This window comes from Streptomyces sp. NBC_01264 (genome assembly GCF_026340675.1).
Taxonomy (GTDB): domain Bacteria; phylum Actinomycetota; class Actinomycetes; order Streptomycetales; family Streptomycetaceae; genus Streptomyces.
The window spans coordinates 4142058-4164298 of record NZ_JAPEOX010000001.1; the positions used below are offsets into that span (position 1 = coordinate 4142058).

Genomic DNA, 22241 nt, shown 5'->3' on the forward strand with positions numbered 1-22241 from the left:
ACCCCAGCCCCGCCGGCGCTTGAGGCGCAGGGGCCCGGGGACTGGTCCCCGGCAACGGCGCCGCAGGCTAGCCCTCCGCCGGAGCCCGCCCCGTCAGCGCCGCAAGGCTGGAGCGGACATGGTTCATGTGCGCCCGCATCTCGTCCTGGGACTCGCCGTGTTCCCGAAGGATCCGCTCCGTCTCCCGCCCGACCCGCTCCTCCCGCACCCGCGCCTCCGCGATCAGCTCCGCCGCCTTCGCCTCCGCGTCCTCCTGCCCGTGCCGGGCCGTCTCCTGGGTCTGCGCGAAGGCCCGCTTCGCCTCCCCCAGCCGGGACTCCGCGTACCGCTCCAGCTCCGCGTGCCGCGACTCCAGCTCCGCCTCCCGCGCCGCCAGCTCCCGCTCCGCCGCGTCCCACCGCTCCGTGTGTTCCTGCTCGCGCTCCGCGAGCAGCGTCTCCGCCCGGCGGGCCGCGTCCGCCAGCGTCGCCTGCGCCTCCGCGCGCCACGCCGCCGCGTCGTCCCGCGCCTCCGTCCGCGCGTCGTCCGCCTCGCGCCCCGCCCGCAGCAGCGCCTGCCGGGCCCGGACCTCGGTCTGCTCGCGCACCGCCTCCGCGTCGCCGCGCGCCAGCTCCGTCACCCGGTCCGCGTGCGCCTCGGCGGCGCCCGCCGCCGCGAGCGCGTCCGCCCGCGCGTCACCCCGTAGGGTCTCGGACTCCTCCTCGGCCAGCAGCAGGATCCGGCGGGCGCGCTCGCCGAGCTCGTCGTACGTCTGCGGGGCCAGTCCGGAGACCGCGACGCGCAGCCGCTCCGCCTCCGCCTCCATGTCCCGGGCCAGCACGGTCAGGCGGGCCACCCGCTCCCAGGCGTCGTCCCGGCTGCCCGAAAGCCGGGCGAGGTACCGGTCCACCTCTTCCGCCCGGTAGCCGCGGCCGCGCACGGTCGTAAAGGGTGCACTCATCCTGGAAGCGCCTCTCTCGCGGGGGTTCCCGCCAAGGATGCGTCATTTGCTCCCAGAAGCCCGAATGGCCGGGCCGAGACCCTGTTCGAGGGTCACGACCCGGCCATCCCTGCCGGATCAGCGGAAACCGGTCAGATCAGAGGAGACCGTCCCACATCTGCTCCAGCAGCACCGACCACCAGTTCTCCGGCGACGCGAGCGCCGCGCTGTCCAGCCCCGCCAGATTCGCCTGGAAATCGACGGTCCAGCGGCCCGCCTGCTCCGGCGTCAGATGCTGGCGCAGCCGCCACATGTGACCCAGCATCGCCAGGGACCGTACGAACTGCGGCAGCGAGGAGTTGACGAACTGCGGGGGCACCGGAGCGCCCCCCGGACCGGCCTCCACCGGGACCGCCACTATGTGCGCCGTCCCGTACTGCACGCACAGCGCCTTGCCGAAGTCGCTGCCCACCACCAGGTACGAGCCCGCGTCCGAGGCCGGCTGCACCTGCCGCTGCGCCGCCATTTCGGCCAGTGTCGGCAGCGGGGCACCCGGTACGGCCTGGGCCCAGAAGAACGGCCCGAAGTCGACGGGCAGACCCGACCACATCAGCGTCTGCGCCACGATCTCCGGCACGCCCTGCCGGGACACCGCGCGCTGCTCGAAGCGGAACACCCCCTGCGGCCCGAACGCCCCCGCCAGTTCCTGCGCGATCGCGTCCAGCGGGATCGCCGGCTGCAGGGGCACCTGCGGCAGCGGTGCGCGCAGCGGCGCGGGGCGCGCCGGGCCGTCCGCCACCTGGTGCAGTTCGCCCTGGTGGGTCAGCAGGTGCCGGATGCCCTGCTGCCGGCCCGCGTGGTCCGTCCCGTACGGGGCCACGTTCGTGATCCGGACCTGCGGCCAGGTCTCCCGGATCATGCGCGCGCAGTAGCCGCCGGGCAGCTCGCACGAGGCCAGCTCCGTGTGCAGCTCCAGCACCTGCTGCGGAGGCACGTTCATCGCCCGCAGCTCGTACAGGATCTGCCACTCCGGGTGCGGGGTGCCGGGCGCGGAACGGCGGATGAGCTGCTGCTCGGAGCCGTCGGGCGCGCGGTAGCGCAGCACGGCCTGGTAGCCGGGTCCGACCGTGGGCACCCCGGGAGCGGAGGCCTGCGGCGCGGGTGTCTGCGGCCCGCGTACGGGTGCCTGCGGCGCGGGACCGGGTGGCGCGGGCGGCTGCCCGGTCACGGCCGGACCCGCCAGCATCGTCGCGGCATGGTCTAGCCCGCCACCGGGGGCTCCGGGCGCGCCCGGAGCTCCGGGCGGACCGGGCGGCGCGGGCTGCTGCGGGCCGCCGGGGCCCGCCAGCATCGTGGCGGCGTACGAGGGCGACTCCGCACCCCCGCCCGGCGCACCGGGCGGACCCGGCGGAGTCACGGGCGAGCCGGTCCCGGACCGGTTGACCCGGGCCTTGCTCGTGGGCGCGTCGGCGATGTCCCCACCCGCACCCGCACCCGCACCGGGACCCGAACCCGAACCGGACCGCGGCCCGGGACCGGCCGCCGGATCCAGCGCCGGCACGACGGCGGTCTTCGGCAGTTCACTGCCCCTGGGCATCAGGGTCGTGCGCGCCTCGGGGCCCGGCCCCGAGGACGCCGGGGAGTCGTCCTGGTCCGACCCGGACAGCGGCGGCGCGAACACCGTCGCCGGCAGCGGTACGGACACGGAGTCCGCGCCGGGGTTCACGTCGGTCCCGGCCCAGGGCGTGGCCCCGGTCGGGATCTCGGCGGGCACGCCGTCGTTGGCGGTCGGCTCGTAGGGGACCTCTCCCCCGCGCCGCAAGGGCACGGGCTCCGGCACGGGCTCCGCGGAGGAGGCCACCGAAGCGGCCGGGGCCGCCGGAGTCACCGACGCAGCCGGAGCCGGAGCCGCCGGGATCCCCGCCCGGTCCGCCGCCTCCTGGAGCCACTCCGGCGGACTGAGCATGAACGAGGTCTGCTCCGAGTCGATGCGCGGCACCGGCACCGAAGCCTCGGCCTGCGCGGCCGACGCCCCGTACTCCTCCTCGTAGCGGCGGATCACCTCGCCCACCGGCAGGCCGGGCCAGAGCGTCACCTCCCCGCTGTCCCGCGCGATGACCAGCCGCTGCCGGCCGCCCCCCGACACCGGGCCCGCGGGACGGTCCTCCGCCCACACCACGAAACCGAGTCCGAACTCCCGTACGCGCACCTCGCGGTGCTGGTACGCGGGCACGTCCCCGTTGATCCATTCCTCGGCGCGTTCCTGCGCCTGCGCAAACGTCACCATCGCGCCGTCACCCCTCCACCGGTGCCGCTGCCGGACCGGCACCCGGAACCGAACGCTCTGCCGAACCCACGCCCGCGCCCGTACCCGTCACGGGAACCGAGCGCGCGAATCCGCCGTCCACCATCAGACCGGCCACCGTTTCCAGTTCCGGCGGATTGCCCGCCAGCCGTTCCAGGAAGGCGTCGAAATCCGTACCGCACGGCAGCAGCAGCCGCTCCACGCGTTCCTGCACCGACCAGCCGTCCTGGTCGCGCGCATCGTCGTACGGGGAGAACCAGACCGAGCCGATCCCCTCCCCGCGCACCTTCACCGCGAGCAGCCCGCCCTGCACGAAGGCCACGCACAGGTAGTCCTTCGTCAGGTGGTCCCGCAGGCACTTGTTGACGTAGACGAGGTCGTTGACCGCCGCCTCCTCGCGCACCGTGAAGAACGGCTGGTCCACCAGCAGTCCCAGCTCCACGTCGAGCCCCGTGCCCACCGGCGCGCAGCCGCCCGCCGCCTTCAGGAAGGAGCGGTAGGCCTCCGGGAGCCGGTAGCCGAGGTCCTCCTCGACGCCCTGGACCTGCTGCTCGGTCACCGAGACCACCGACTTGGGCAGCCCCAGGTGCGCCGGGCGCACCTCCTGCAACGCCCGCGTCCCGCGCTTGCCGTGGTCGACCGCGGCCGTCGCCAGACCGGCGTGGTGCCTCAGCAGCGACTTCACCTCGACCGGGACCAGTTCCATGCGGCGCGTACCGGACACGTGGTGCCAGGTCCAGCCGTGCGGGGTCGACACGGGGCCGACCGTGTCCCACAGTTCGTGGCCGGTCGCCCGCATGGCCGCGTTCGCGGACACGCAGTCCGTCAGGCGCAGCTCGTCCACGCCGAAGCCCTCCGGGGGCTCGGCGATCTCGACGGCCGCGCGCGCGTACAGCGCGAAGTCGGGATGCCCGTTCGCTCCGATGCGGACTCCGTGGGGATGGCGCGCGGCCCGGACGGGGTCCGGGAAATGCACGACCTGCCCCGAATAAGCGGCGTTGGGTGGCGCGGCCTCATGCCCGAGCCGACCTGTCGTCATGGCGGTAGCCCCCTGCTGGATCTGGCTGGTTCACCACAGCCTATGTGCTCCGGCAAGGACGTCACCCGCACGTGCGCGGGGACCCCTCGGGAGGGCCGGGAAGTTCCGAATTGATACGAATATTCGACCCCGCTTCCACATGCCAGGGGACATTTGACAGGCTGTCCCCACGGCACGGGGGCGTGCGCACAGCGGTAGGCACCGCGGCCACGGGAGGGAAAGCGCAACCATGCAGAACACGGCACCACGTACAGAAGCGGCCGACGCCCACTCAGGGGGCGCGGGAGCCAGGGGATCCGCGGACCCCGCGGACCCGGCGGCCGTCCCGGCGCAGCCCGGTGCGGCCGGGACGGCCGACCAGGGCCCCGGCGATCCCCGCCTGCGCTGGGGTGGCGGCGTGGACGGCCGGCCCGCCGTGCCCACGCTCCGCTTCCGCCGCGACGGGATCCTGCCCACCGTGGCCGCCGCCCTCTCCGTACGCGGCGAAACCCTCACCGGCACCGCCGGCAAGGCCGACCTGCCCCCCGTACTGCACGCCCTCGTACAGGACTTCCTCGACACCCTCACGAGCGGCCAGCGCGAACGTTTCACCGGCCGGTGTCCGGAGGCGATCCTGCTCTCCCGGCACCTCGCCGGCGTCGAGGGCGCCCGCAGCAAGCGCGCCTCGCGCAAGCCCCTCACTCCGAGCGAGGCCCGCCGCTCCCTCAAGCACTCCAAGATCACCGCCCGCCGCATCCGCGAGGACGGCGACCCGCTCCACGGCAGCTACGCACCTCCCTGCCGCTCCTGCGAGGCCCTCCTCGCCCACTTCGGCGTACGCCCCGTCGACCTCTCCCACCCCGAGTAGCCGCCATGACCACGACTTCCGCCTCGTACGCCCGCTCCTCGGCCACCCGCTTCCCCGTCGCCGTGGACTCCGCCCTGCGCACCGCGGGCTGGGAGCCGGGCCGCTGGGACATCAAGCAGGCCGAGTACTGGGCCGACGCCCTGCGCGACCACACCACCCCGGCCGGGCACCGGCACACCGTCTTCCCGGCCGCGGTCGAGGCGTGGGCGGAGTTCGGGAACCTCACCGTCACCGCCCCGGGCCCGGGCCGCCAGATCGCACCCACCGCGATACGCCTGGACCCCCTGACGGGCCTGCACCTCGCCCGCACCTTCGCGGACCTCGGCCGCGCCCTGTCCACCCAGCTCTGCCCGCTGGGCGTCGAGGCCGACGGGACGTCCCACCTCGCCCTGGACCGCGAGGGCCGCGTCTACTGCGTGGACCACACCGGCGACTGGTACCTCGGCGCGACCCTCGACGAGGCCCTCACCCTCCTCCTCACCGGCCTCCAGCCGACCCGCCTGACGACGGGCTAACCCAGCTCCGGAAGCCGCTCCCCTTCCCCCGGGTAGCGGCCCTCCTCCAGCCGGAAGAGGTACGCCCGCAGATCGGCGGCGAGCCCGCCCTGCAGGTACTCGCGGAACTCCAGGGCCCCCGCCGCGGCGTCCCGGTCGGCGGGGTGGACGCTGTTCATGTACTCCGCCAGCGTGAGCGACAGGTGCTCCTCGACCCGGCCCCGCCCGGCCCACCAGCGGCGCACCGTCTCCGGGGTCCACCAGCGGTCCCCGTCGTACGCGTACTCCTGAAAGGGCTCCTCGTCCGCCGCGTTCACCACGTCGCGCACCTCTTCCGGGCTCCGCGGCTGCCGGAACACGTACTCGAGGGTGCCTTCGGTGCTCGCCGCGTACATCACGTTGCCGGGTGCGTTCAGCCGCCCGGTCCAGCACGTGTCCGTCTCGCCCGTGTAGAAGGGCCCCGGCACGTTCAGCCAGAGCCGCTTCTCCCACCGCCCCTGGAACAGCTTGCGGTCCTCGTCCGTCAGCTCCGCCACCGGATCCCAGCCCACCGTCATCCCCATGTCCCCCCTGCCCTGTCCGCCGCGCCTCACAGCTGCGGCAGCCGCTCCCCGGCCTCCGGATACCGGCCTTCCTCCAGCCGGAAAAGATACGCCCGCAGATCGACGGCGAGGCCGCCTTCCAGATACGCCCGGAACTCCCGCACTCCGGCGGCGACCTCCTCGTCGGCGACGCAGCCGCCCGGCCCGAAGTCCGCCAGCGACTCCTCCAGCGGATCGCGCGGCTGCCGGAACACGTACTCCGTGCAGTACGCGCTGTCCGCCGCGTACAGCACATGGTCCGGAGCTTCCAGCCGCCCGGTCCAGCAGTTGTCCGTCATCCCCGTCCAGAACGGCCCCGGCACGTTCAGCCACAGCCGCTCCGGGCGCTTCGCGTGCCTCTCGAAACTCCTCCGCTCCTCGTCCGTCAGCTCCGCCACCGGATCCCAGGCCATCCCCCGCGCCCCCGTCCCCCGCTAAGGCCGTCCGCTCGGCAGGACCGCCGAGACCTTGAAGCCGCCCTCGTCCGTCGGCCCGGACACGAACACCCCGCCCAGTCCGAGCACCCGTTCGCGCATCCCGACCAGGCCGTTCCCGCCGCTCGGCAGGCCCGGTTCGGCCGCCTTGCCGTCGCAGGGGCCGTTCTCCACCTGCATGGCCACCTCGCCCTCCCGGTGCGCCAGCCGTACGACGACCCTGGCTCCCGCGGCGTGCTTGTGGCAGTTGGTCAGCGCCTCCTGCACCACCCGGTAGGCGGTTTGCTCCACCTCCGCCACGTACACGGAGTACTCGCCGCGCACGTCCAGCTCCACCGCCATCCCGGCCGCCCGCGACTGTCCGACCAGCACCTCCAGCTCCCCCAGCGTCGGCCCGTCGTCGAAGCTCCCGATCAGTGCCACCGGCGCGGCCAGGGCCCGCCTCGGCGCCTCCGCCCGCAGCACGCCGAGCATCTCGCGCAGCTCCGTCAGCGCCTGCCGTCCCATGTCCCCGACCAGCGCCGCGTTCTTCGCCGCCTTCACCGGGTCCTTGGCGGCGATCGCCTGGAGCGCCGCCGCGTGCACCACCATGAGCGACACCCGGTGCGCCACGACGTCGTGCATCTCCCGCGCGATCCGGGTCCGCTCCTCCGTACGGGCCCACTCGGCCCGTTCCTCCGCCCGGTCCGCGAGCAGCGACAGCTCCCGCTCCAGCGAGTCCGCCCGCTCCTGCAGGCTCTCCATCAGCCGCCTGCGGGCCGCCGTGTACAGCCCGAACAGCACCGGCGGCACGGTCAGCGCCACCGCCACGAACACGGACAAGGTGATGGCGAAGGTGCGGGTGACGTCGGGGTCGTTCCAGATCCGCATGTACATCGCCACGAAGGTCGCGGCCAGCGACATCGACGTCAGGGTCACGGTGATCCGCCGGGGCACCTCCGAGGCGGCCAGCGTGTACAGCCCGACCACCCCGAGCAGGAACCCCATCGCCGCCGGCGACACCGCGATGCCGACCAGCACCACGAGGATCGGCCAGCGCCGCCGCAGGACCAGCACGGGCCCGATCAGCAGTCCGAACAGCACCCCGGCGAAGACCGGGATCCCCGCCTCGTGGGCGAACGGAACGCCCAGCACCGCGCACTCGACGGCGGACACCGCCCCGAGCCCCACGTCCAGCTGGGCCGACCTGCGCCGATCCCACCAAAGAGGCCCGTCCCGCCCGGCCCCCGCCTCTCCCTGCTCTTCCCCCGTACTGGTCATGCCGTTCAGCCTACGCAGCGGCCCCGGTCCGGAGGCGACCGGAAATCCCGCTGAGGGGCACGGATTTGTACCGTCGCATTCAGGGCGCCTGGTGCGGCATAGTAGGTCCCGTCGACTCGACCACCAGGGCGTAATGTCTGGTTTAGCCGACCAATCCCCTGTGGTGTAATTGGCAGCACTGAGGCTTTTGGTGCCTTATGTTCGGGTTCGAGTCCTGACAGGGGAGCTCCACGGTCCGGGTCCTGACGTTCGCAGTCGGGACCCACCCTCGTTTAGGGCCCTAAACCCACCGGTATCCTTCACGGGTCCACCACCCGAAGCCGAAGGGCACACCCGTGAGCGCCAACCGCCCGGCAGCCGTCGTCGTACTCGCAGCGGGTGAAGGCACCCGCATGAAGTCGGCCACACCCAAGGTTCTGCACGAGATCGGCGGGCGCTCGCTCGTCGGTCACGTCGTCGCCGCCTCCCGCGAACTGGACCCCACCCACCTCGTCGTCGTCGTCGGGCACGCCCGCGAGCAGGTCACCGCGCACCTCGCCTCGATCGACGCCGACGTCCGCACCGCGGTCCAGTACGAGCAGAACGGCACCGGGCACGCCGTCCGGATGGCCCTCGAAGAGCTCGGCAGCGACCAGCCCGCCGGCACCGTGGTCGTCGTCTGCGGTGACACCCCGCTGCTGACCGGCGAGACCCTGGCCGCACTGACGGCCACGCACGAGGCCGACGGCAACGCCGTCACCGTGCTGACCGCCGAGGTCCCCGACTCCACCGGGTACGGCCGGATCATCCGCGGCGCCGACGGGGCGGTCACCGCCATCGTCGAGCACAAGGACGCCACCGACGCCCAGCGCGCGATCCGTGAGATCAACTCCGGGGTCTTCGCCTTCGACGGCACCCTCCTCGCCGACGCCCTCGGCAAGGTCCGCACCGACAACAGCCAGGGCGAGGAGTACCTCACCGACGTGCTCGGCATCCTGCGCGAGGCCGGCCACCGCGTCGGCGCGGCCGTGGGCGCGGACCACCGGCAGATCCTCGGGATCAACAACCGGGTCCAGCTCGCCGAGGCCCGCGCCCTGCTGAACGCCCGCCTGCTGGAGAGCGCCATGCTCGCCGGCGTGACGATCGTCGACCCGGCGAGCACGCTCGTCGACGTGACGGTGACTTTCGGCCAGGACGCGATCGTGCACCCCGGCACCCAGCTGCTCGGCACCACGCACATCGCCGAGCAGGCCGAGGTCGGCCCCAACACCCGCCTGAAGGACACGCACGTCGGCGCCGGCGCCCGGGTGGACAACACCGTGGCGGACACCGCCGTCGTCGGCCCCTCGGCGAGCGTCGGCCCCTTCGCGTACCTGCGTCCGGGCACCAACCTGGGCGCGAAGGCCAAGGCCGGCACCTACGTGGAGATGAAGAACGCCACGATCGGCGAGGGCACCAAGGTCCCCCACCTGTCCTACGTCGGCGACGCGACGATCGGCGAGTACACGAACATCGGCGCCGCCAGCGTGTTCGTGAACTACGACGGTGAGCACAAGCACCACACGACCGTCGGCTCACACTGCAAGACGGGTTCGGACAACATGTTTGTGGCTCCCGTCACCATCGGGGACGGCGCCTACACGGCCGCCGGCTCCGTGATCACGAAGGACGTGCCGCCCGGCGCCCTGGCCGTGGCCCGTGGCCAGCAGCGGAATATCGAGGGCTGGGTGGCCCGCAAGCGTCCGGGAAGCGCCGCCGCGACAGCGGCTCAGTCGGCGGTCCGCGAGGACTCCGACGAACGCTGAGGTGAACTGACCGGAAACGGCTACGCCCGATACGGCGTACCGTGATACGTGAACGCAATTCGGCTGGCTCACCGTGTGCGGGACGGACGCACATGGGGGCGAGCAGCTTTCCCACGTCTGAGGAGACAGTGCTGTGACCGGGATCAAGACGACCGGCGAGAAGAAGCTGATGCTCTTCTCCGGCCGCGCCCACCCCGAGCTGGCCGAGGAGGTCGCGCACCAGCTCGGTGTCGGCCTCGTGCCGACCAAGGCTTTCGACTTCGCGAACGGCGAGATCTACGTCCGCTTCCAGGAGTCGGCGCGTGGCGCGGACTGCTTCCTGATCCAGAGCCACACGGCTCCGATCAACAAGTGGATCATGGAGCAGCTGATCATGATCGACGCGCTCAAGCGCGCGTCGGCACGCTCCATCACCGTGATCGTCCCGTCCTACGGGTACGCCCGCCAGGACAAGAAGCACAAGGGCCGCGAGCCGATCTCGGCCCGCCTGGTCGCGGACCTGCTGAAGACCGCGGGTGCGGACCGCATCCTCACGGTCGATCTGCACACCGACCAGATCCAGGGCTTCTTCGACGGCCCGGTCGACCACCTTTCGGCCCTGTCGGTCCTCGCGGACTACGTCGGCGCCAAGGTCGACCGCTCCAAGCTGACGATCGTCTCCCCGGACGCCGGCCGCGTACGCGTCGCCGACCGCTGGTGCGACCGCCTGGACGCCCCCCTGGCGATCGTGCACAAGCGCCGCGACAAGGACGTCGCCAACCAGGTGACCGTCCACGAGGTGGTCGGTGAGGTCAAGGGCCGCGTCTGCGTCCTGGTCGACGACATGATCGACACGGGTGGCACCATCTGCGCCGCCGCCGACGCGCTCTTCGCGCACGGCGCGGAGGACGTCATCGTGACGGCCACGCACGGCATCCTGTCGGGCCCGGCCGCCGATCGCCTGAAGAACTCCAAGGTCAGCGAGTTCGTGTTCACGAACACCCTGCCGGACCCGTCCGACCTGGAGCTCGACAAGATCACGGTGCTCTCCATCGCCCCGATGATCGCCCGCGCCGTGCGCGAGGTCTTCGAGGACGGCTCGGTCACCAGCCTGTTCGAAGAGCAGCAGTAGCAGTCCCAGCAGAGATCGTTTTGGGTACGGCCTCCCTCCCCGGGTACACTCCTCGAGTTGCTCGGCGAGGGAGGCCGTACCTGTTTTCCACAGGTTGCGGATGCTCCGTTATCGACGCGCTCTTCGTAGCAGGCCGTGTTCCGGCCGGGTGACTGTCGTCCATTTCCGTCACCCCACGAGGAGTGAGCATGTCCGAGATCAAGCTTGCCGCGAAGGTCCGCGAGAACTTCGGCAAGGGCTCTGCCCGCCAGGCCCGCCGTGACGCCCTGACCCCCGCGGTCATCTACGGCCACGGCACCGACCCGAAGCACGTCAACGTGGACGCCCACGCGCTCCAGCTGGCGCTGCGCACCCCGAACGTCCTGCTCTCCCTGGACATCGAGGGCGCCGGCACCGAGCTGGTCATCCCGAAGGCCGTTCAGAAGCACCCGCTGAAGCGCTCGATCTCCCACGTCGACTTCCTGATCGTCAAGAAGGGCGAGAAGGTCACCGTCGACGTCGCGATCGTCACCGAGGGCGAGCTGGCCCCGGGCGGCAACATGCTGGAGACCCTCCAGAACACCATCTCCGTCGAGGCCGAGGCCACCCACATCCCGACCGAGGTCACCGTCTCGATCGCGGGCCTGGAGGCCGGTGCCACCATCACCGCCTCCGACCTCGTCCTGCCGGCCGGCACCACCCTGGCCGTCGACGGCGACATCGCCGTCCTGCAGGTCATCGGCGCGGGCACCGAGGAGCCGGCCGCCGAGAGCACCGAGGCCTGAGCCTCACCGCTCACCTTCAGCACTTGCTGAACGACCGCCGTCCGGCTCCACTGGAGCGGGACGGCGGTCGTCTTCGTATAAGGAGCTTTTGATGTCGGACGACGCGGCGCCCTGGCTGATCGTGGGTCTCGGGAACCCGGGTGCGGAGTACGAGGGCAACCGCCACAACATCGGTTTCATGGTCGCCGACCTGCTGGCGGAGCGGATGCGCGGCAAGTTCAAGGCGCACAAGGCCCGCGCCCAGGTGGTCGAGGGCCGCATCGGCCCGCCGGGACCGCTGAACCGGCGCGTGGTGCTGGCCAAGCCCATGTCGTTCATGAACCTGTCCGGCGGCCCGGTGACGGCGCTGCGGGACTTCTACAAGGTGCCGCTGGACCGGATCGTCGCGGTCCACGACGAGCTGGACATCGACTACCCGACGCTGCGGCTGAAGCTGGGCGGCGGGGACAACGGCCACAACGGCCTCAAGTCGATGACCAAGTCGATGGGCCCCGACTACCACCGGGTGCGCTGCGGCATCGGCCGCCCGCCGGGCCGGATGCAGGTCGCCGACTTCGTGCTGAAGGACTTCTCCTCCACGGAGCGCAAGGAGCTGGACTGGTTCGTCGACCGTTCGGCGGACGCCGTGGAATGCCTGATCCAGGAGGGCCTGGAGCGCGCGCAGTCCACGTATAACAGCTGACACGCCAACAGCTGACACGGCCACAGCTGGTACGGGCAGAGGGCCCGCGCACCTTCCGGTGTGCGGGCCCTCTGTCGTAGGTCGTACGAAACCTCAGCCGGTGTTGCGCAGGCCGGCCGCGACGCCGTTGACGGTGAGGAGCAGGGCCCGGGACAGGATCGGGTCCGCCTCCTCGCCGCGCTCGGCGGCCGCCCGCTGGCGGGCCAGCAGGGAGACCTGGAGGTAGGAGATCGGGTCCAGGTAGGCGTCGCGGACCGAGAAGGTCTGCTGGAGGACCGGGTTGGAGTCGAGGAGCTTCTCGCCGCCGGTGATCCGCAGGACCTCGCGGACGGTCAGCTCGTGCTCGGCCTCGATGCGGGCGAACACGTGCTTGAGCTCGTCGGGCACCAGGGTGTCGACGTAGTGGCGGGCGATCCGCAGGTCCGTCTTGGCCAGCGTCATCTCGACGTTGGACAGGAAGTTGCGGAAGAAGTGCCAGCGCTCGCCCATCTCGGTCAGGGCGTCGCCCTGGCCCGCCTCGCGCAGGGCCTTGAGGCCCGAGCCGACCCCGTACCAGCCGGGGACGATCTGGCGGGACTGGGTCCAGCCGAACACCCACGGGATGGCGCGCAGGCCGTCGAGGCCGGCGCCGGAGTCGGGGCGGCGCGAGGGGCGCGAGCCCAGGTGCAGGTCGGCGAGCTGGTCCACGGGGGTGGCCTTGAAGAAGTACGCCGGCAGGTCCGGGTCCTCGACGAGCGCGCGGTACGCGTCGTGCGCGGCGTCCGAGACGGTGTCCATGGCCGCGTCCCAGCGGGCCAGGTCCTCGTCGGACTGGCGCGGGGCGGTGTGCAGGGCGGAGGCCTGGAGGGTGGCCGCGACGGTCAGCTCCAGGTTCTCGCGGGCCAGCGAGGGGACGAGGTACTTGTCGGAGATGACCTCGCCCTGCTCGGTGACCTTGATCTCGCCCTCCAGGGTGCCCCAGGGCTGTGCGAGGATCGCGTCGTGCGAGGGGCCGCCGCCACGGCCGACGGTGCCGCCGCGGCCGTGGAAGAGGCGCAGGCGGACGCCGTAGCGGTGGGCCACGTCGCGCAGCCGACGCTGGGCGCGGTGGATCTCCCACTGGGAGGTGGTGATGCCCCCGAACTTGGAGGAGTCGGAGTAGCCCAGCATGACCTCCTGGACGTCGCCGCGCAGCGAGACCAGGCGCCGGTAGGAGGGGTCGGCCAGCATCTCGTCGAGGATGACGTCGGCGGCCTTGAGCTCGTCGGTGGTCTCCAGGAGCGGGACGATGCCGATCTTGGCCCAGCCGCCGTGCAGGTCGATGAGACCGGCCTCGCGGGCGAGGACGGCGGCGGCGAAGACGTCGTCGGCGCCCTGGCACATCGAGATGATGTACGACTCGATGACCTCGGGGCCGAACTTCTCGAAGGCGTCCTTGATGGCGCCGAACACGCCGAGCGTCTTCTGGCCGGCCGCGTCGAGCGGGGCCGGGGTGGGCGCCAGCGGGCGGCGCGAGCGCAGCTCCTTGGCCAGGAGGCGGCCGCGGTAGTCGCGGGGCATGTCCGCGTAGCGCCAGGACTCCTCGCCGAGCCGGTCGAAGAGCTGACCCAGCGCGTGGTGGTGGGCGTCCGCGTGCTCGCGCACGTCCATCGTGGCGAGCTGGAGGCCGAAGGCGGCCAGCGTGCGGATGGTGCGGTCCATGCGGCCGTCGGCGAAGAGCGCGCCGCGGTGCTCGCGCAGGGAGGTCTGGATGAGGGTGAGGTCGGTGAGCAGCTCGGCGGTGCCGAGGTAGTCGCGGCCTTCCTCGTGCGGGATGCCCTTGGCGAGGCGCTCGCGGGTGTTGAGGAGCTTCTGCCGGATGCAGGTGGCCTTGAGGCGGTACGGCTCCTCGGCGTTCAGCCGCTTGTAGCGCGGGCTGATCTCCGGGAGGCGCTCCAGGTCGGCCTGGAGGGAGGTGAGGAGCTCCTCGGTGGCGCCGGTGTAGCGGATGGAGTTCGACAGCAGTCCGCGCAGGAAGTCGATGAGTTCCAGGGCGTCGGTGATGCCGTGCTCGTGCTGGAGGATCAGCACGTCCCGGGTCACGTCGGGCGTGACGTTGGGGTTGCCGTCGCGGTCGCCGCCGATCCAGGTGCCGAAGGTGAGCGGGCGGGTGCCGGCCGGGATCTCGATGCCGACGCGCTGGAGCTCGGCGGCGAGGTCCTCGAGGACGTCGCCGACGGCGCCGGCGTGCAGCTCGTCGAGGTAGTAGATCGCGTTGCGGGCCTCGTCGGCGGGCTCGGGGCGGACCACGCGCAGTTCGTCGGTCTGCCAGACGAGGTCGATGTTCTCCGCGAGGCGCAGGTCGTGGCGGCGGCGTTCGCCGGCTCCCGAGACGGGCTCCTCCAGGAGGGCCGCGATGCGGCGCAGCTTGTTCAGGACGCTGCGGCGGGCCGCCTCGGTGGGGTGCGCGGTGAAGACGGGGCGGACGTTGAGGTTCTTGACCGTCTCGCGCAGGTGCTCGGGGTCCGCGTCCTTGAGCATGTCGGCCGTGCGGGCCAGCAGGCCCCCCTCGGCGGCGCGGTGGGCGCGCAGCTCCTTGCCGCGGTGCACCTGCTCGGTGACGTTGGCGAGGTGGAAGTAGGTGGAGAAGGCGCGCACCAGCTTGGCTGCGGTCTCCAGGTCGGTGTCGCCGAGCAGCTCGGCGGCGGCGATGCCGTCGGTGCGCGTGAGGGCTCGGACGCGTTCGACCAGGTCGAGGAGGTCCTGGCCCTCCTGACGTACGAGGGTCTCGCCGAGGAGGTCGCCGAGGCGGCGGATGTCCGCGCGCAGCTCGGCGTTGGCCGCTCCGGCGGGGGACGTCGCGGGGGCGGTGGTCGAGTGGGCCTGGTCGGCACTGCTCACAGGTGCGGCTCCTTGCAGTGTTTCGAGCGCTACTGGGAGGTGGGTTCCGGTTGCGCGCGGTGGTGCCCGACCGGACCTTCGTCCGGCGGTGCCACCGCTCCTGATGCGCAGCTCGGGCTGCCCGTGCGGACCGCGCTGTCCGACGACACCAGGATAGGTGGCCCGTACCGGTGACCAGGCCCCTGTGTCACCAGGCGGGACGACGGCCCTGCCGCCGGGGCCGAAGGACCCGGTCGCGGGCGCGCTCCTCTTGCCGGGCGGGGGACCTTTGCCATACTTACGTTGCCGTAGGTTACGCACCCGTAGGGACGCGTGGCCGGGCGGCGCGCCTGCCGACTCCCTCACCCCACAGGGGACACACCTATGACCATCAGTCCCGACGTGATCGAGGACGCCTCGCCGTCTTCCGGCACGTCCGTGCCGTCCGCGACCCTCGGCGGTGAGAACAAGCGGTCCGTCGAGCAGATCGCGCTGCTGCTGTTCATCACCGTCCCCTTCCTCTCCCTGCTGGTGGCCCTTCCGCTTGCGTGGGGCTGGGGGGTGAGCTGGCTGGACGTGGGCCTGATGGTGTTCATGTACTTCCTCACCTGCCACGGCATCACCATCGGCTTCCACCGCTACTTCACGCACGGTTCCTTCAAGGCGAAGCGGCCGCTGCGCATCGCCCTGGCGGTCATGGGATCGATGGCGGTCGAGGGACCGCTGGTGCGCTGGGTGGCCGACCACCGCAAGCACCACAAGTACTCCGACCACGAGGGCGACCCGCATTCGCCGTGGCGCTTCGGCGAGACGGTGCCGGCCCTGATGAAGGGCCTGTGGTGGGCGCACATCGGGTGGCTCTTCGACGAGGAGCAGACCGACCAGCAGAAGTACGCCCCGGACCTGATCAAGGACCCGGCGATCCGGCGCATCTCGCGCGACTTCATCTTCTGGACGATGTTCTCGCTGGCGCTGCCTCCGCTGGTGGGCGGTCTGGTGACCATGTCGTGGTGGGGCGCCTTCACCGCGTTCTTCTGGGGCTCCCTGGTCCGGGTCGCGCTGCTGCACCACGTGACGTGGTCGATCAACTCCATCTGTCACGCGGTGGGCAAGCGCCCGTTCAAGTCGCGCGACCGCTCCGGCAACGTGTGGTGGCTGGCGGTGCTGTCCTGCGGCGAGTCCTGGCACAACCTGCACCACGCCGACCCGACCTCGGCCCGGCACGGTGTGCTGCGCGGCCAGGTCGACTCCAGTGCGCGGCTGATCCGCTGGTTCGAGCAGCTGGGCTGGGCGTCCGACGTCCGCTGGCCGTCCGAGGCCCGGATCGACGCCCGGCGCAAGGAAGAAGCGTCGAACGCGGCATGATGGGGGGCGTGGGAAACGACGGCAGCAGTTCCAGCAGCGAGAAGCCCAGGCGCACCCGCCGGGTCCGGATGACGGGCGCCGAACGGCGTCAGCAACTGCTGGACATCGGCCGCACCCTGTTCGCCGAGAAGGGATTCGAGGGCACGTCGGTGGAGGAGATCGCGGCGAAGGCCGGAGTCTCCAAGCCGGTGGTCTACGAGCACTTCGGCGGCAAGGAGGGCCTCTACGCGGTCGTCGTGGACCGCGAGATGCGCCAGCTGCTGGACGGGGTGACGGGCGCGCTGACGGCCGGACATCCGCGGGAGCTCCTGGAGCAGGCGGCGTTCGCGCTCCTGGACTACATCGAGAACTACACCGACGGTTTCCGGATCCTGGTCCGTGACTCCCCCGTCGCCCAGTCGACGGGCACCTTCGCCTCGCTTATCAGCGATATCGCCACCCAGGTCGAGGACATCCTGGGCCTGGAGTTCAAGGCCCGGGGCTTCGACCCGAAGCTGGCCCCGCTGTACGCGCAGGCACTGGTCGGGATGGTCGCGCTGACCGGGCAGTGGTGGCTGGAGACGCGTCAGCCGAAGAAGGCCGAGGTGGCGGCGCACCTGGTGAACCTGTCCTGGCACGGCCTGGAGAACCTGGAGGCGAAGCCGCGGCTGGTGGGCCACCGCAAGAAGTGAGCCCCGTACCGCGCGCGCGGACGACGGCGCCCCGTCACCGGAGATCCGGTGGCGGGGCGCCGTCGTGTGGGGCGTCAGCCGTTCTGCGGGCTGCGCTTTACGGGCTGTGCTTTACAGGCTGTGCTTTACAGGCCGTGCTCTACAGGCTGTGCTTCTCCAAGAACTCGATCCGGTTGCCGACCGGATCCTCCGAGTAGAAGCGGCGGTGTCCCGGCAGGTTGTCGTCCCAGACGACCGTGGCGCCGCGGGCCTCCAGTCTGTCCGCGTAGGCCTCGATGCCCTCGACGCGGAGTCCCGGGTGCGCCTTGCGGGCGGGGTGGAAGTCCTCCTCGATGCCCAGATGGAGCTGGACCGGCCCGGCGGCGAACCAGCAGCCGCCGCGCGCCGCGAGCACCGGCGGCTTGGGGATCTCGGTCATCCCGAGCACTTCGGTGTAGTAGGCGCGCAGCCGGGGCTCCGAGCCGGGCGGTGCGGCGAGCTGGACGTGGTCGACTCCGGCGAGCATGGTCAGGCCTCCCTGCGGGCGATGGCGAAGATCCTGCGGAACGGGAACACGGTGCCGCGGGGGCCCGTGGGGTACGCCGCCCGGAGCAGGGTGCGGTACTCGGCGAGGAAGGCCTCGACGGCCTCCTCGTCATCGGCCAGCGCGGTGAGCACGGGCCGCAGTGCGGTGCCCTTGACCCAGTCCAGTACGGGGTCGGGGCCCTGGAGCAGCTGGTGGTAGGTGGTCTCCCACACGTCGGCGGAGCAGCCGAGCTCGGTGAACCGCTCCAGGTATCCGGAGGGTTCGAGGATGTGGATGTAGCGCGCTCCGTGTCCGGCGAGCCGGGCCCGCCAGCGCGGGTTGTCGCACAGGTCGGCGAGGATCCGGTGGCTGGGGGCGGTGAAGTTGCCGGGGATCTGGAAGGCGAAGGTGCCGCCGGGGCGCAGTCCGTTGATCCAGGGGGCGAAGGATCCGGCGTGGCCGGGGACCCACTGGAAGGCGGCGTTGGAGACGATCAGGTCGTACGGCTCCTCGGGGAGCCAGTCGGCCAGGTTTCCGTGGCGGAATTCGAGCTTGCCCCCGCCGCCCGTGGGTCCGGCGTATTCGGCGCCGGCGCGGTGGAGCATCTCCGGGGACAGGTCGAAGCCGGTGATGTGGGCTTCGGGCCAGCGGTCCGCGAGGAGCGCGGTGACGTTGCCCGGGCCGCAGCCGAGGTCGGCGATGCGGGCCGTCCGGGAGGGGAGCTCGGGTATGCGGGCCAGGAGATCGAGGAAGGGCCTGGCCCGGTGACCGGCGTGCCGGAGGTATTGCTGCGGGTCCCAGGTGGGGGCGCTGGGTGCGGTCGGCGCGGCGGGCGCGTCCCCCGTGGGGCCGGTGGTCGACCCCGGAATCCTGGCCGGCGCGGTATCGGAATGCATGTTCGAGCCTCCCTGCTGGCGGTGCGGTTGGAATCGGAAGCAGCTCCGGCCCCCTCCATGCCCCATGGTGGCGGAAAATATATCTCGATGTCAAGATACTCTAGATCGAGATACTCGATTTAAAGAGACTTCACGTCGACAGACCCTTTACACTGATCCGCATGGAGGACGAGGTCGACCGACTGGTCGCGGCATGGCGGCGGGAGCGCCCTGACCTCGACGTGGAACCGCTCGAGGTGCTCAGCCGCGTCAGCAGGCTCGCGCGGCACCTCGACCGTGCCCGCCGACTGGCCTTTTCCGAGCACGGCCTGGAGCCCTGGGAGTTCGACGTCCTGACCTCGCTGCGGCGGGCCGGCGCGCCCTACCAGCTCTCCCCCGGCCAGTTGCTGACGCAGACCCTGGTGACCTCGGGGACCATGACCAACCGCATCGACCGGCTCGCCAAGAAGGGCCTCGTCGAGCGGCTGCCGGACCCCAACGACCGCCGCGGGGTCCTGGTGCGCCTCAGCCCCGAGGGCCGTGACCGCGCCGACCAGGCGCTCGCCGGGCTACTGGCCCAGGAACGGGCGATCCTGGCCCAGCTCTCGCGGACGCAGCGCGGCGATCTCGCCGGCCTGCTACGCCAGTTGACCGCTCCGTTCGACAACATCCCCGGCTAGTCCCTGCCCCGGCAGTCCGGGCAGATCGGCGGGCCGTACGCCGGCCCGCCGGGCCAGCGCGACCGCCGCGAGGGTGGAGTGCACGCCCAGCTTGCCCAGCACGTTCTGCATGTGGGTGCGGACGGTGTGCGGGGAGAGGAACAGCCGCGCGGCCACGTCCTTGCGGCCCAGCCCTGCCACCATGCAGCGCAGCACCTCGTGCTCCCTGGGCGTGAGGGACTCCACCAGCCGTTCGCTGTCGGTACGGTGCTTGCGCGCCGCGGTCAGTTCGCGGAGCACTCCGGTGAGCAGCGCGGGCGGCAGGTGCGTCTCCTCGCGCAGGACTCCGCGGATGACGGCCAGGAGCCGCGAGAGCGAGCAGTCCTTGGCCACCCAGCCCGAGGCGCCCGCCTGAAGTGCGAGGGCGGCCCGGCGTGCGTCGTCGCGCTCGGCGAGCACGACCGTACGGACCGCTGGATGGGACACCCGTACCCCCGCCACCAGCGCGATCCCGTCGGCCGCGGGCGTCGCGGAGCCGGACTCCCGCTGGGCGGGGACGCCCACGGGGACGGCGGCCAGGTCGGCGTCGACCAGCAGGACGTCGAAGCGGCGGCCCTCGGCCACCGCGCGTTCGAGGCAGCGCAGCGCGGCGGGGCCGCTGCCGGCCGCGGAGACGTCCACGTCCGGTTCGGCCGCGAGCGCGGCGGCGAGAGATTCGGCGAAGATGCGGTGATCGTCGACCACGAGTACCCGGATACGGACCACAAAACCCCCAAGGGTCGGGGAACGGACGACTGCGGGTACGACGCCCGGACCGGGTGATCCGCAGGCGCCGCGGCCGCCGCCGTGACATCTCTGCACTACCCCGGACCGGACGTCGTACCCGACTTGTCTCGACCCCTGAATCAACACCGGCCCCCACCGGTGTCACGCATCAGCGTAGGGCCGGGGTCGGCTCGTGGTTGGCCGAATTACAGAAGTTTTCCGAGCGATTTTCCGGCGAGGCGCTTCCGGAGCGGCTCCGAGATGGCTTGAAATCGCCCACAATCCACCCGACTGACGGCCCGTTCCGTCCGGTCGTGTGCCGCGGGCAGTTGCACGAGGGGTATTTCACTCGGCGTGCGCACGCCGGGCGCCCGCGCGCAGCGCCCGGCGGCGGCGCGCCCGGAACGCACGCGCGCCCCCGCCCTGGTCAGGGCGGGGGCGCGTGGGGCAGGGGGGTCGGTGGTTGCTGATGGGTACCGATGAGTGCCGGTGGGTGCCGGTGGGTGCCGGTGGGCTCAGCCGCGCCGGGCGCGGGTGAAGTTCCAGGCGTCCGTCACGATGCCCGTGAGGTCCGAACGGGTCGGGGTCCAGCCGAGCCGCTCGTGGGCCCTGCGGGCGGAGGCGACGAGGAAGGCCGGGTCGCCGGCCCGGCGGGGGGCCACCACCTCGGGAATCTCCTTCCCGGTGACCTTGCGGACGGTCTCGATGACCTCGCGGACCGAAAATCCGCTGCCGTTGCCGAGGTTGCACACCAGGTGCTCCCCCTCGCCGACCACCCGGAGCGCGGCGAGGTGCGCCTCGGCCAGGTCGGCGACGTGGATGTAGTCCCGTACGCAGGTGCCGTCCGGGGTCGGGAAGTCCTCGCCGAACACCGAGATCGACTCCCGCTCGCCGAGGGCCACTTGCAGGACCAGCGGGATCAGGTGGCTCTCGGGGTCGTGCAGCTCGCCGAACTGCCCGTAGGCGCCCGCCACGTTGAAGTAGCGCAGCGAGACCGCCGCGAGGCCGTGCGCCGCGCACTCCCCCGCGATCATGTGGTCGACGGCCAGCTTCGAGGCCCCGTACGGGTTGGTGGGGGCGGTCACCGAGGACTCGGTCAGCGGCCCGTCGCCGGGCTCGCCGTAGGTGGCCGCGGTGGAGGAGAACACCAGCCGGCGCACGCCCGCCCCGCGCATGGCGGCCAGCAGGGCCAGCGTCCCGCCGACGTTGTTCTCCCAGTACTTGCCGGGGTTCACCACGGACTCGCCGACCTGCGAGGAGGCCGCGAAGTGCAGGACGCCGTCGTAGGAGGGGTCGAGGTGCTCGGCGGCGTCCTGGATGCGGCCCTCGACGAACGCGGCTCCGGCCGGCACCCCGGAACGGAAGCCGGTGGAGAGGTCGTCGAGGACGGTGACCTCGTGGCCCGCCTCCAGGAGATGGGCCGCGACCACCCCGCCCACGTACCCGGCTCCGCCGGTGACGAGGTACTTGGAAGCATGGGAAGCCTTCGAAGACTTGGGATCCTTGGGAGCCTTGGATGTCGCCGTCTCGCTCACGCGCCTACTGCCTCTCGCCGGAAACGCACGCACCGTGCGCGTGCTGGTCACCGGCATACCCGAATCCGCGCTCCCGCGGAAATCCCGGGCCCGGATCAGAGCCCGGCGCCCCCGGACGGCGGCAGTCCGGCCCGGTCCAGCAGACCGGTACGGGCGGCCAGCGCGGCCGCCTCCAGCCGCGAGCCCACGCCCAGCTTCATCAGGACCCGCTGGACGTGCGTGCGCGCGGTGCTCGGCGCGATGGCCATGCCGGCGGCGATGAGCCGGGTGTCCTCCCCCTCGGCGACCCGGACGAGCACCTCCACCTCGCGCGGGGTGAGCAGCCGCAGCAGCCGGCTGCCCTCGTCGTCGGGCTGGGCGGTGGGGTTGAGCAGCTCCGCGAAGGCACCCTGCAACAGCTGCGGCGCGATGGCCACCTCCCCCGCCCGGGCCTTGGCCAGGGCCCGCTCCACGCCCTCGATGCGCTCGTCGTGCCGTACGTACCCCGAGGCGCCGGCCGCGAAGGCGGCGGCGATCCCGCGCGGGCTCGGCACCGGGCCCAGGACGACCACGGCGATCTGCGGGCGCTCCCGCTTGATCCGGACGATCGGCTCGAAGACCCCGGGCTCGGCGGGCGTGGCCGTGCCCAGCAGGCAGACCTCCGGGGCGCGGCTGATGACCAGTTCGGCGGCCCCCGCGGCCGGCGCGGCGGCAGCCAGCACCCGGTGGCCGCGCAGTTTCAGGGCCGAGGCGAGCGCCTCCGCCAGCAGCCGGTGCTCGTCGACCACCATGACCCGTACGCCCATTGAGGCACCCACCCCCGCCCTTC

Annotated in this window: 21 protein-coding genes and 1 tRNA gene; 10 read left to right on the forward strand and 12 right to left on the reverse strand. The window is 72.1% G+C overall.

The window, feature by feature from the left end:
* Positions 1 to 67 precede the first annotated feature (67 nt).
* From OG435_RS19040 to OG435_RS19050, 3 genes are all read right to left on the reverse strand, one after another.
* Complete coding sequence (locus OG435_RS19040; RefSeq protein WP_266878160.1) at positions 68 to 940, reverse strand: DivIVA domain-containing protein; 873 nt, start codon at positions 938 to 940, stop codon at positions 68 to 70.
* 136 nt (positions 941 to 1076) lie between these two features.
* Positions 1077 to 3206, reverse strand: a complete 2130-nt coding sequence (locus OG435_RS19045) for an SUKH-4 family immunity protein (RefSeq protein WP_266878161.1) — start codon at positions 3204 to 3206, stop codon at positions 1077 to 1079.
* 7 nt (positions 3207 to 3213) lie between these two features.
* Positions 3214 to 4263, reverse strand: coding sequence for an SMI1/KNR4 family protein (locus OG435_RS19050; protein ID WP_266878162.1), 1050 nt, complete (start codon positions 4261 to 4263; stop codon positions 3214 to 3216).
* 229 nt (positions 4264 to 4492) lie between these two features.
* On the opposite strand from OG435_RS19050, the gene OG435_RS19055 reads away from it, so the two are divergent.
* Together OG435_RS19055 and OG435_RS19060 are read left to right on the forward strand one after the other, a co-directional pair.
* Complete coding sequence (locus tag OG435_RS19055; RefSeq protein WP_266878163.1) at positions 4493 to 5110, forward strand: YwqJ-related putative deaminase; 618 nt, start codon at positions 4493 to 4495, stop codon at positions 5108 to 5110.
* Between the two features lie 5 nt (positions 5111 to 5115).
* Positions 5116 to 5625, forward strand: a complete 510-nt coding sequence (locus tag OG435_RS19060; protein ID WP_266878164.1) for an SUKH-3 domain-containing protein — start codon at positions 5116 to 5118, stop codon at positions 5623 to 5625.
* Here OG435_RS19060 and OG435_RS19065 read toward each other — a convergent pair.
* From OG435_RS19065 to OG435_RS19075, 3 genes are read right to left on the reverse strand one after another with little or no spacing between them, the layout of a single operon-like run.
* Positions 5622 to 6167, reverse strand: a complete 546-nt coding sequence (locus OG435_RS19065; RefSeq protein WP_266878165.1) for a hypothetical protein — start codon at positions 6165 to 6167, stop codon at positions 5622 to 5624. The genes OG435_RS19060 and OG435_RS19065 overlap by 4 nt on opposite strands.
* 26 nt (positions 6168 to 6193) lie before the next feature.
* Positions 6194 to 6598, reverse strand: coding sequence for a ferredoxin (locus OG435_RS19070; protein WP_266878166.1), 405 nt, complete (start codon positions 6596 to 6598; stop codon positions 6194 to 6196).
* A gap of 21 nt (positions 6599 to 6619) precedes the next feature.
* Positions 6620 to 7879, reverse strand: a complete 1260-nt coding sequence (locus OG435_RS19075) for a sensor histidine kinase (protein WP_266878167.1) — start codon at positions 7877 to 7879, stop codon at positions 6620 to 6622.
* A gap of 154 nt (positions 7880 to 8033) precedes the next feature.
* Here OG435_RS19075 and OG435_RS19080 point away from each other — a divergent pair.
* From OG435_RS19080 to pth, 5 genes are all read left to right on the forward strand, one after another.
* Positions 8034 to 8105, forward strand: a tRNA-Gln gene (locus OG435_RS19080).
* Positions 8106 to 8214: 109 nt separating this feature from the next.
* Positions 8215 to 9663: a bifunctional UDP-N-acetylglucosamine diphosphorylase/glucosamine-1-phosphate N-acetyltransferase GlmU gene (gene glmU / locus OG435_RS19085; protein ID WP_266878168.1), complete on the forward strand. Its 1449-nt coding sequence runs from the start codon at positions 8215 to 8217 to the stop codon at positions 9661 to 9663.
* Positions 9664 to 9796: 133 nt separating this feature from the next.
* Entirely contained in the window at positions 9797 to 10774 is a 978-nt protein-coding gene (locus OG435_RS19090) for a ribose-phosphate diphosphokinase (RefSeq protein ID WP_112451977.1), read from the forward strand.
* A gap of 188 nt (positions 10775 to 10962) precedes the next feature.
* Positions 10963 to 11538: a 50S ribosomal protein L25/general stress protein Ctc gene (locus OG435_RS19095; RefSeq protein WP_266878172.1), complete on the forward strand. Its 576-nt coding sequence runs from the start codon at positions 10963 to 10965 to the stop codon at positions 11536 to 11538.
* 91 nt (positions 11539 to 11629) lie between these two features.
* Positions 11630 to 12220, forward strand: coding sequence for an aminoacyl-tRNA hydrolase (gene pth, locus OG435_RS19100; RefSeq protein WP_266878173.1), 591 nt, complete (start codon positions 11630 to 11632; stop codon positions 12218 to 12220).
* Positions 12221 to 12313: 93 nt separating this feature from the next.
* Here the strand turns inward: pth and ppc are convergent, their stop codons facing one another.
* Positions 12314 to 15079 carry a phosphoenolpyruvate carboxylase gene (gene ppc, locus OG435_RS19105; protein WP_430625654.1) on the reverse strand — a complete coding sequence of 922 codons (2766 nt, stop codon included), beginning with the start codon at positions 15077 to 15079 and terminating at the stop codon, positions 12314 to 12316.
* A gap of 363 nt (positions 15080 to 15442) precedes the next feature.
* Between ppc and OG435_RS19110 the strand changes: the two genes are divergently transcribed.
* Positions 15443 to 16423: an acyl-CoA desaturase gene (locus OG435_RS19110; protein WP_266878175.1), complete on the forward strand. Its 981-nt coding sequence runs from the start codon at positions 15443 to 15445 to the stop codon at positions 16421 to 16423.
* Positions 16423 to 17094 (forward strand): TetR/AcrR family transcriptional regulator, encoded by a 672-nt coding sequence (locus tag OG435_RS19115; RefSeq protein ID WP_266881878.1) that lies wholly within the window; start codon positions 16423 to 16425, stop codon positions 17092 to 17094. The genes OG435_RS19110 and OG435_RS19115 overlap by 1 nt, the downstream gene beginning before the upstream one ends.
* A gap of 139 nt (positions 17095 to 17233) precedes the next feature.
* Here the strand turns inward: OG435_RS19115 and OG435_RS19120 are convergent, their stop codons facing one another.
* Both OG435_RS19120 and OG435_RS19125 read right to left on the reverse strand, forming a co-directional pair.
* Positions 17234 to 17599, reverse strand: a complete 366-nt coding sequence (locus OG435_RS19120; RefSeq protein ID WP_266878177.1) for a VOC family protein — start codon at positions 17597 to 17599, stop codon at positions 17234 to 17236.
* 2 nt (positions 17600 to 17601) lie between these two features.
* On the reverse strand, positions 17602 to 18495 hold the full coding sequence (locus OG435_RS19125; RefSeq protein ID WP_266878179.1) for a trans-aconitate 2-methyltransferase: 894 nt from the start codon (positions 18493 to 18495) through the stop codon (positions 17602 to 17604).
* Between the two features lie 161 nt (positions 18496 to 18656).
* Between OG435_RS19125 and OG435_RS19130 the strand changes: the two genes are divergently transcribed.
* Positions 18657 to 19154 carry a MarR family winged helix-turn-helix transcriptional regulator gene (locus OG435_RS19130; protein ID WP_243335294.1) on the forward strand — a complete coding sequence of 166 codons (498 nt, stop codon included), beginning with the start codon at positions 18657 to 18659 and terminating at the stop codon, positions 19152 to 19154.
* Here OG435_RS19130 and OG435_RS19135 read toward each other — a convergent pair.
* From OG435_RS19135 to OG435_RS19145, 3 genes are all read right to left on the reverse strand, one after another.
* Complete coding sequence (locus tag OG435_RS19135; RefSeq protein ID WP_266878182.1) at positions 19113 to 19898, reverse strand: LuxR C-terminal-related transcriptional regulator; 786 nt, start codon at positions 19896 to 19898, stop codon at positions 19113 to 19115. The genes OG435_RS19130 and OG435_RS19135 overlap by 42 nt on opposite strands.
* A 515-nt stretch (positions 19899 to 20413) precedes the next feature.
* Positions 20414 to 21433, reverse strand: a complete 1020-nt coding sequence (gene galE, locus OG435_RS19140; RefSeq protein ID WP_266878184.1) for a UDP-glucose 4-epimerase GalE — start codon at positions 21431 to 21433, stop codon at positions 20414 to 20416.
* Between the two features lie 95 nt (positions 21434 to 21528).
* On the reverse strand, positions 21529 to 22218 hold the full coding sequence (locus tag OG435_RS19145) for a response regulator transcription factor (protein WP_266881880.1): 690 nt from the start codon (positions 22216 to 22218) through the stop codon (positions 21529 to 21531).
* Positions 22219 to 22241: the final 23 nt, after the last annotated feature.

Excerpts from the sequence above, each read along its gene's own strand:
- OG435_RS19040 (WP_266878160.1), bottom strand. The coding sequence starts at position 940 with ATGAGTGCACCCTTTACGACCGTGCGCGGCCGCGGCTACCGGGCGGAA.
- OG435_RS19045 (WP_266878161.1), bottom strand. The coding sequence starts at position 3,206 with ATGGTGACGTTTGCGCAGGCGCAGGAACGCGCCGAGGAATGGATCAAC.
- OG435_RS19050 (WP_266878162.1), bottom strand. The coding sequence starts at position 4,263 with ATGACGACAGGTCGGCTCGGGCATGAGGCCGCGCCACCCAACGCCGCT.
- OG435_RS19055 (WP_266878163.1), top strand. The coding sequence starts at position 4,493 with ATGCAGAACACGGCACCACGTACAGAAGCGGCCGACGCCCACTCAGGG.
- OG435_RS19060 (WP_266878164.1), top strand. The coding sequence starts at position 5,116 with ATGACCACGACTTCCGCCTCGTACGCCCGCTCCTCGGCCACCCGCTTC.
- OG435_RS19065 (WP_266878165.1), bottom strand. The coding sequence starts at position 6,167 with ATGGGGATGACGGTGGGCTGGGATCCGGTGGCGGAGCTGACGGACGAG.
- OG435_RS19070 (WP_266878166.1), bottom strand. The coding sequence starts at position 6,598 with ATGGCCTGGGATCCGGTGGCGGAGCTGACGGACGAGGAGCGGAGGAGT.
- OG435_RS19075 (WP_266878167.1), bottom strand. The coding sequence starts at position 7,879 with ATGACCAGTACGGGGGAAGAGCAGGGAGAGGCGGGGGCCGGGCGGGAC.
- OG435_RS19095 (WP_266878172.1), top strand. The coding sequence starts at position 10,963 with ATGTCCGAGATCAAGCTTGCCGCGAAGGTCCGCGAGAACTTCGGCAAG.
- pth (WP_266878173.1), top strand. The coding sequence starts at position 11,630 with ATGTCGGACGACGCGGCGCCCTGGCTGATCGTGGGTCTCGGGAACCCG.
- OG435_RS19110 (WP_266878175.1), top strand. The coding sequence starts at position 15,443 with ATGACCATCAGTCCCGACGTGATCGAGGACGCCTCGCCGTCTTCCGGC.
- OG435_RS19115 (WP_266881878.1), top strand. The coding sequence starts at position 16,423 with ATGGGGGGCGTGGGAAACGACGGCAGCAGTTCCAGCAGCGAGAAGCCC.
- OG435_RS19120 (WP_266878177.1), bottom strand. The coding sequence starts at position 17,599 with ATGCTCGCCGGAGTCGACCACGTCCAGCTCGCCGCACCGCCCGGCTCG.
- OG435_RS19125 (WP_266878179.1), bottom strand. The coding sequence starts at position 18,495 with ATGCATTCCGATACCGCGCCGGCCAGGATTCCGGGGTCGACCACCGGC.
- OG435_RS19130 (WP_243335294.1), top strand. The coding sequence starts at position 18,657 with ATGGAGGACGAGGTCGACCGACTGGTCGCGGCATGGCGGCGGGAGCGC.
- OG435_RS19145 (WP_266881880.1), bottom strand. The coding sequence starts at position 22,218 with ATGGGCGTACGGGTCATGGTGGTCGACGAGCACCGGCTGCTGGCGGAG.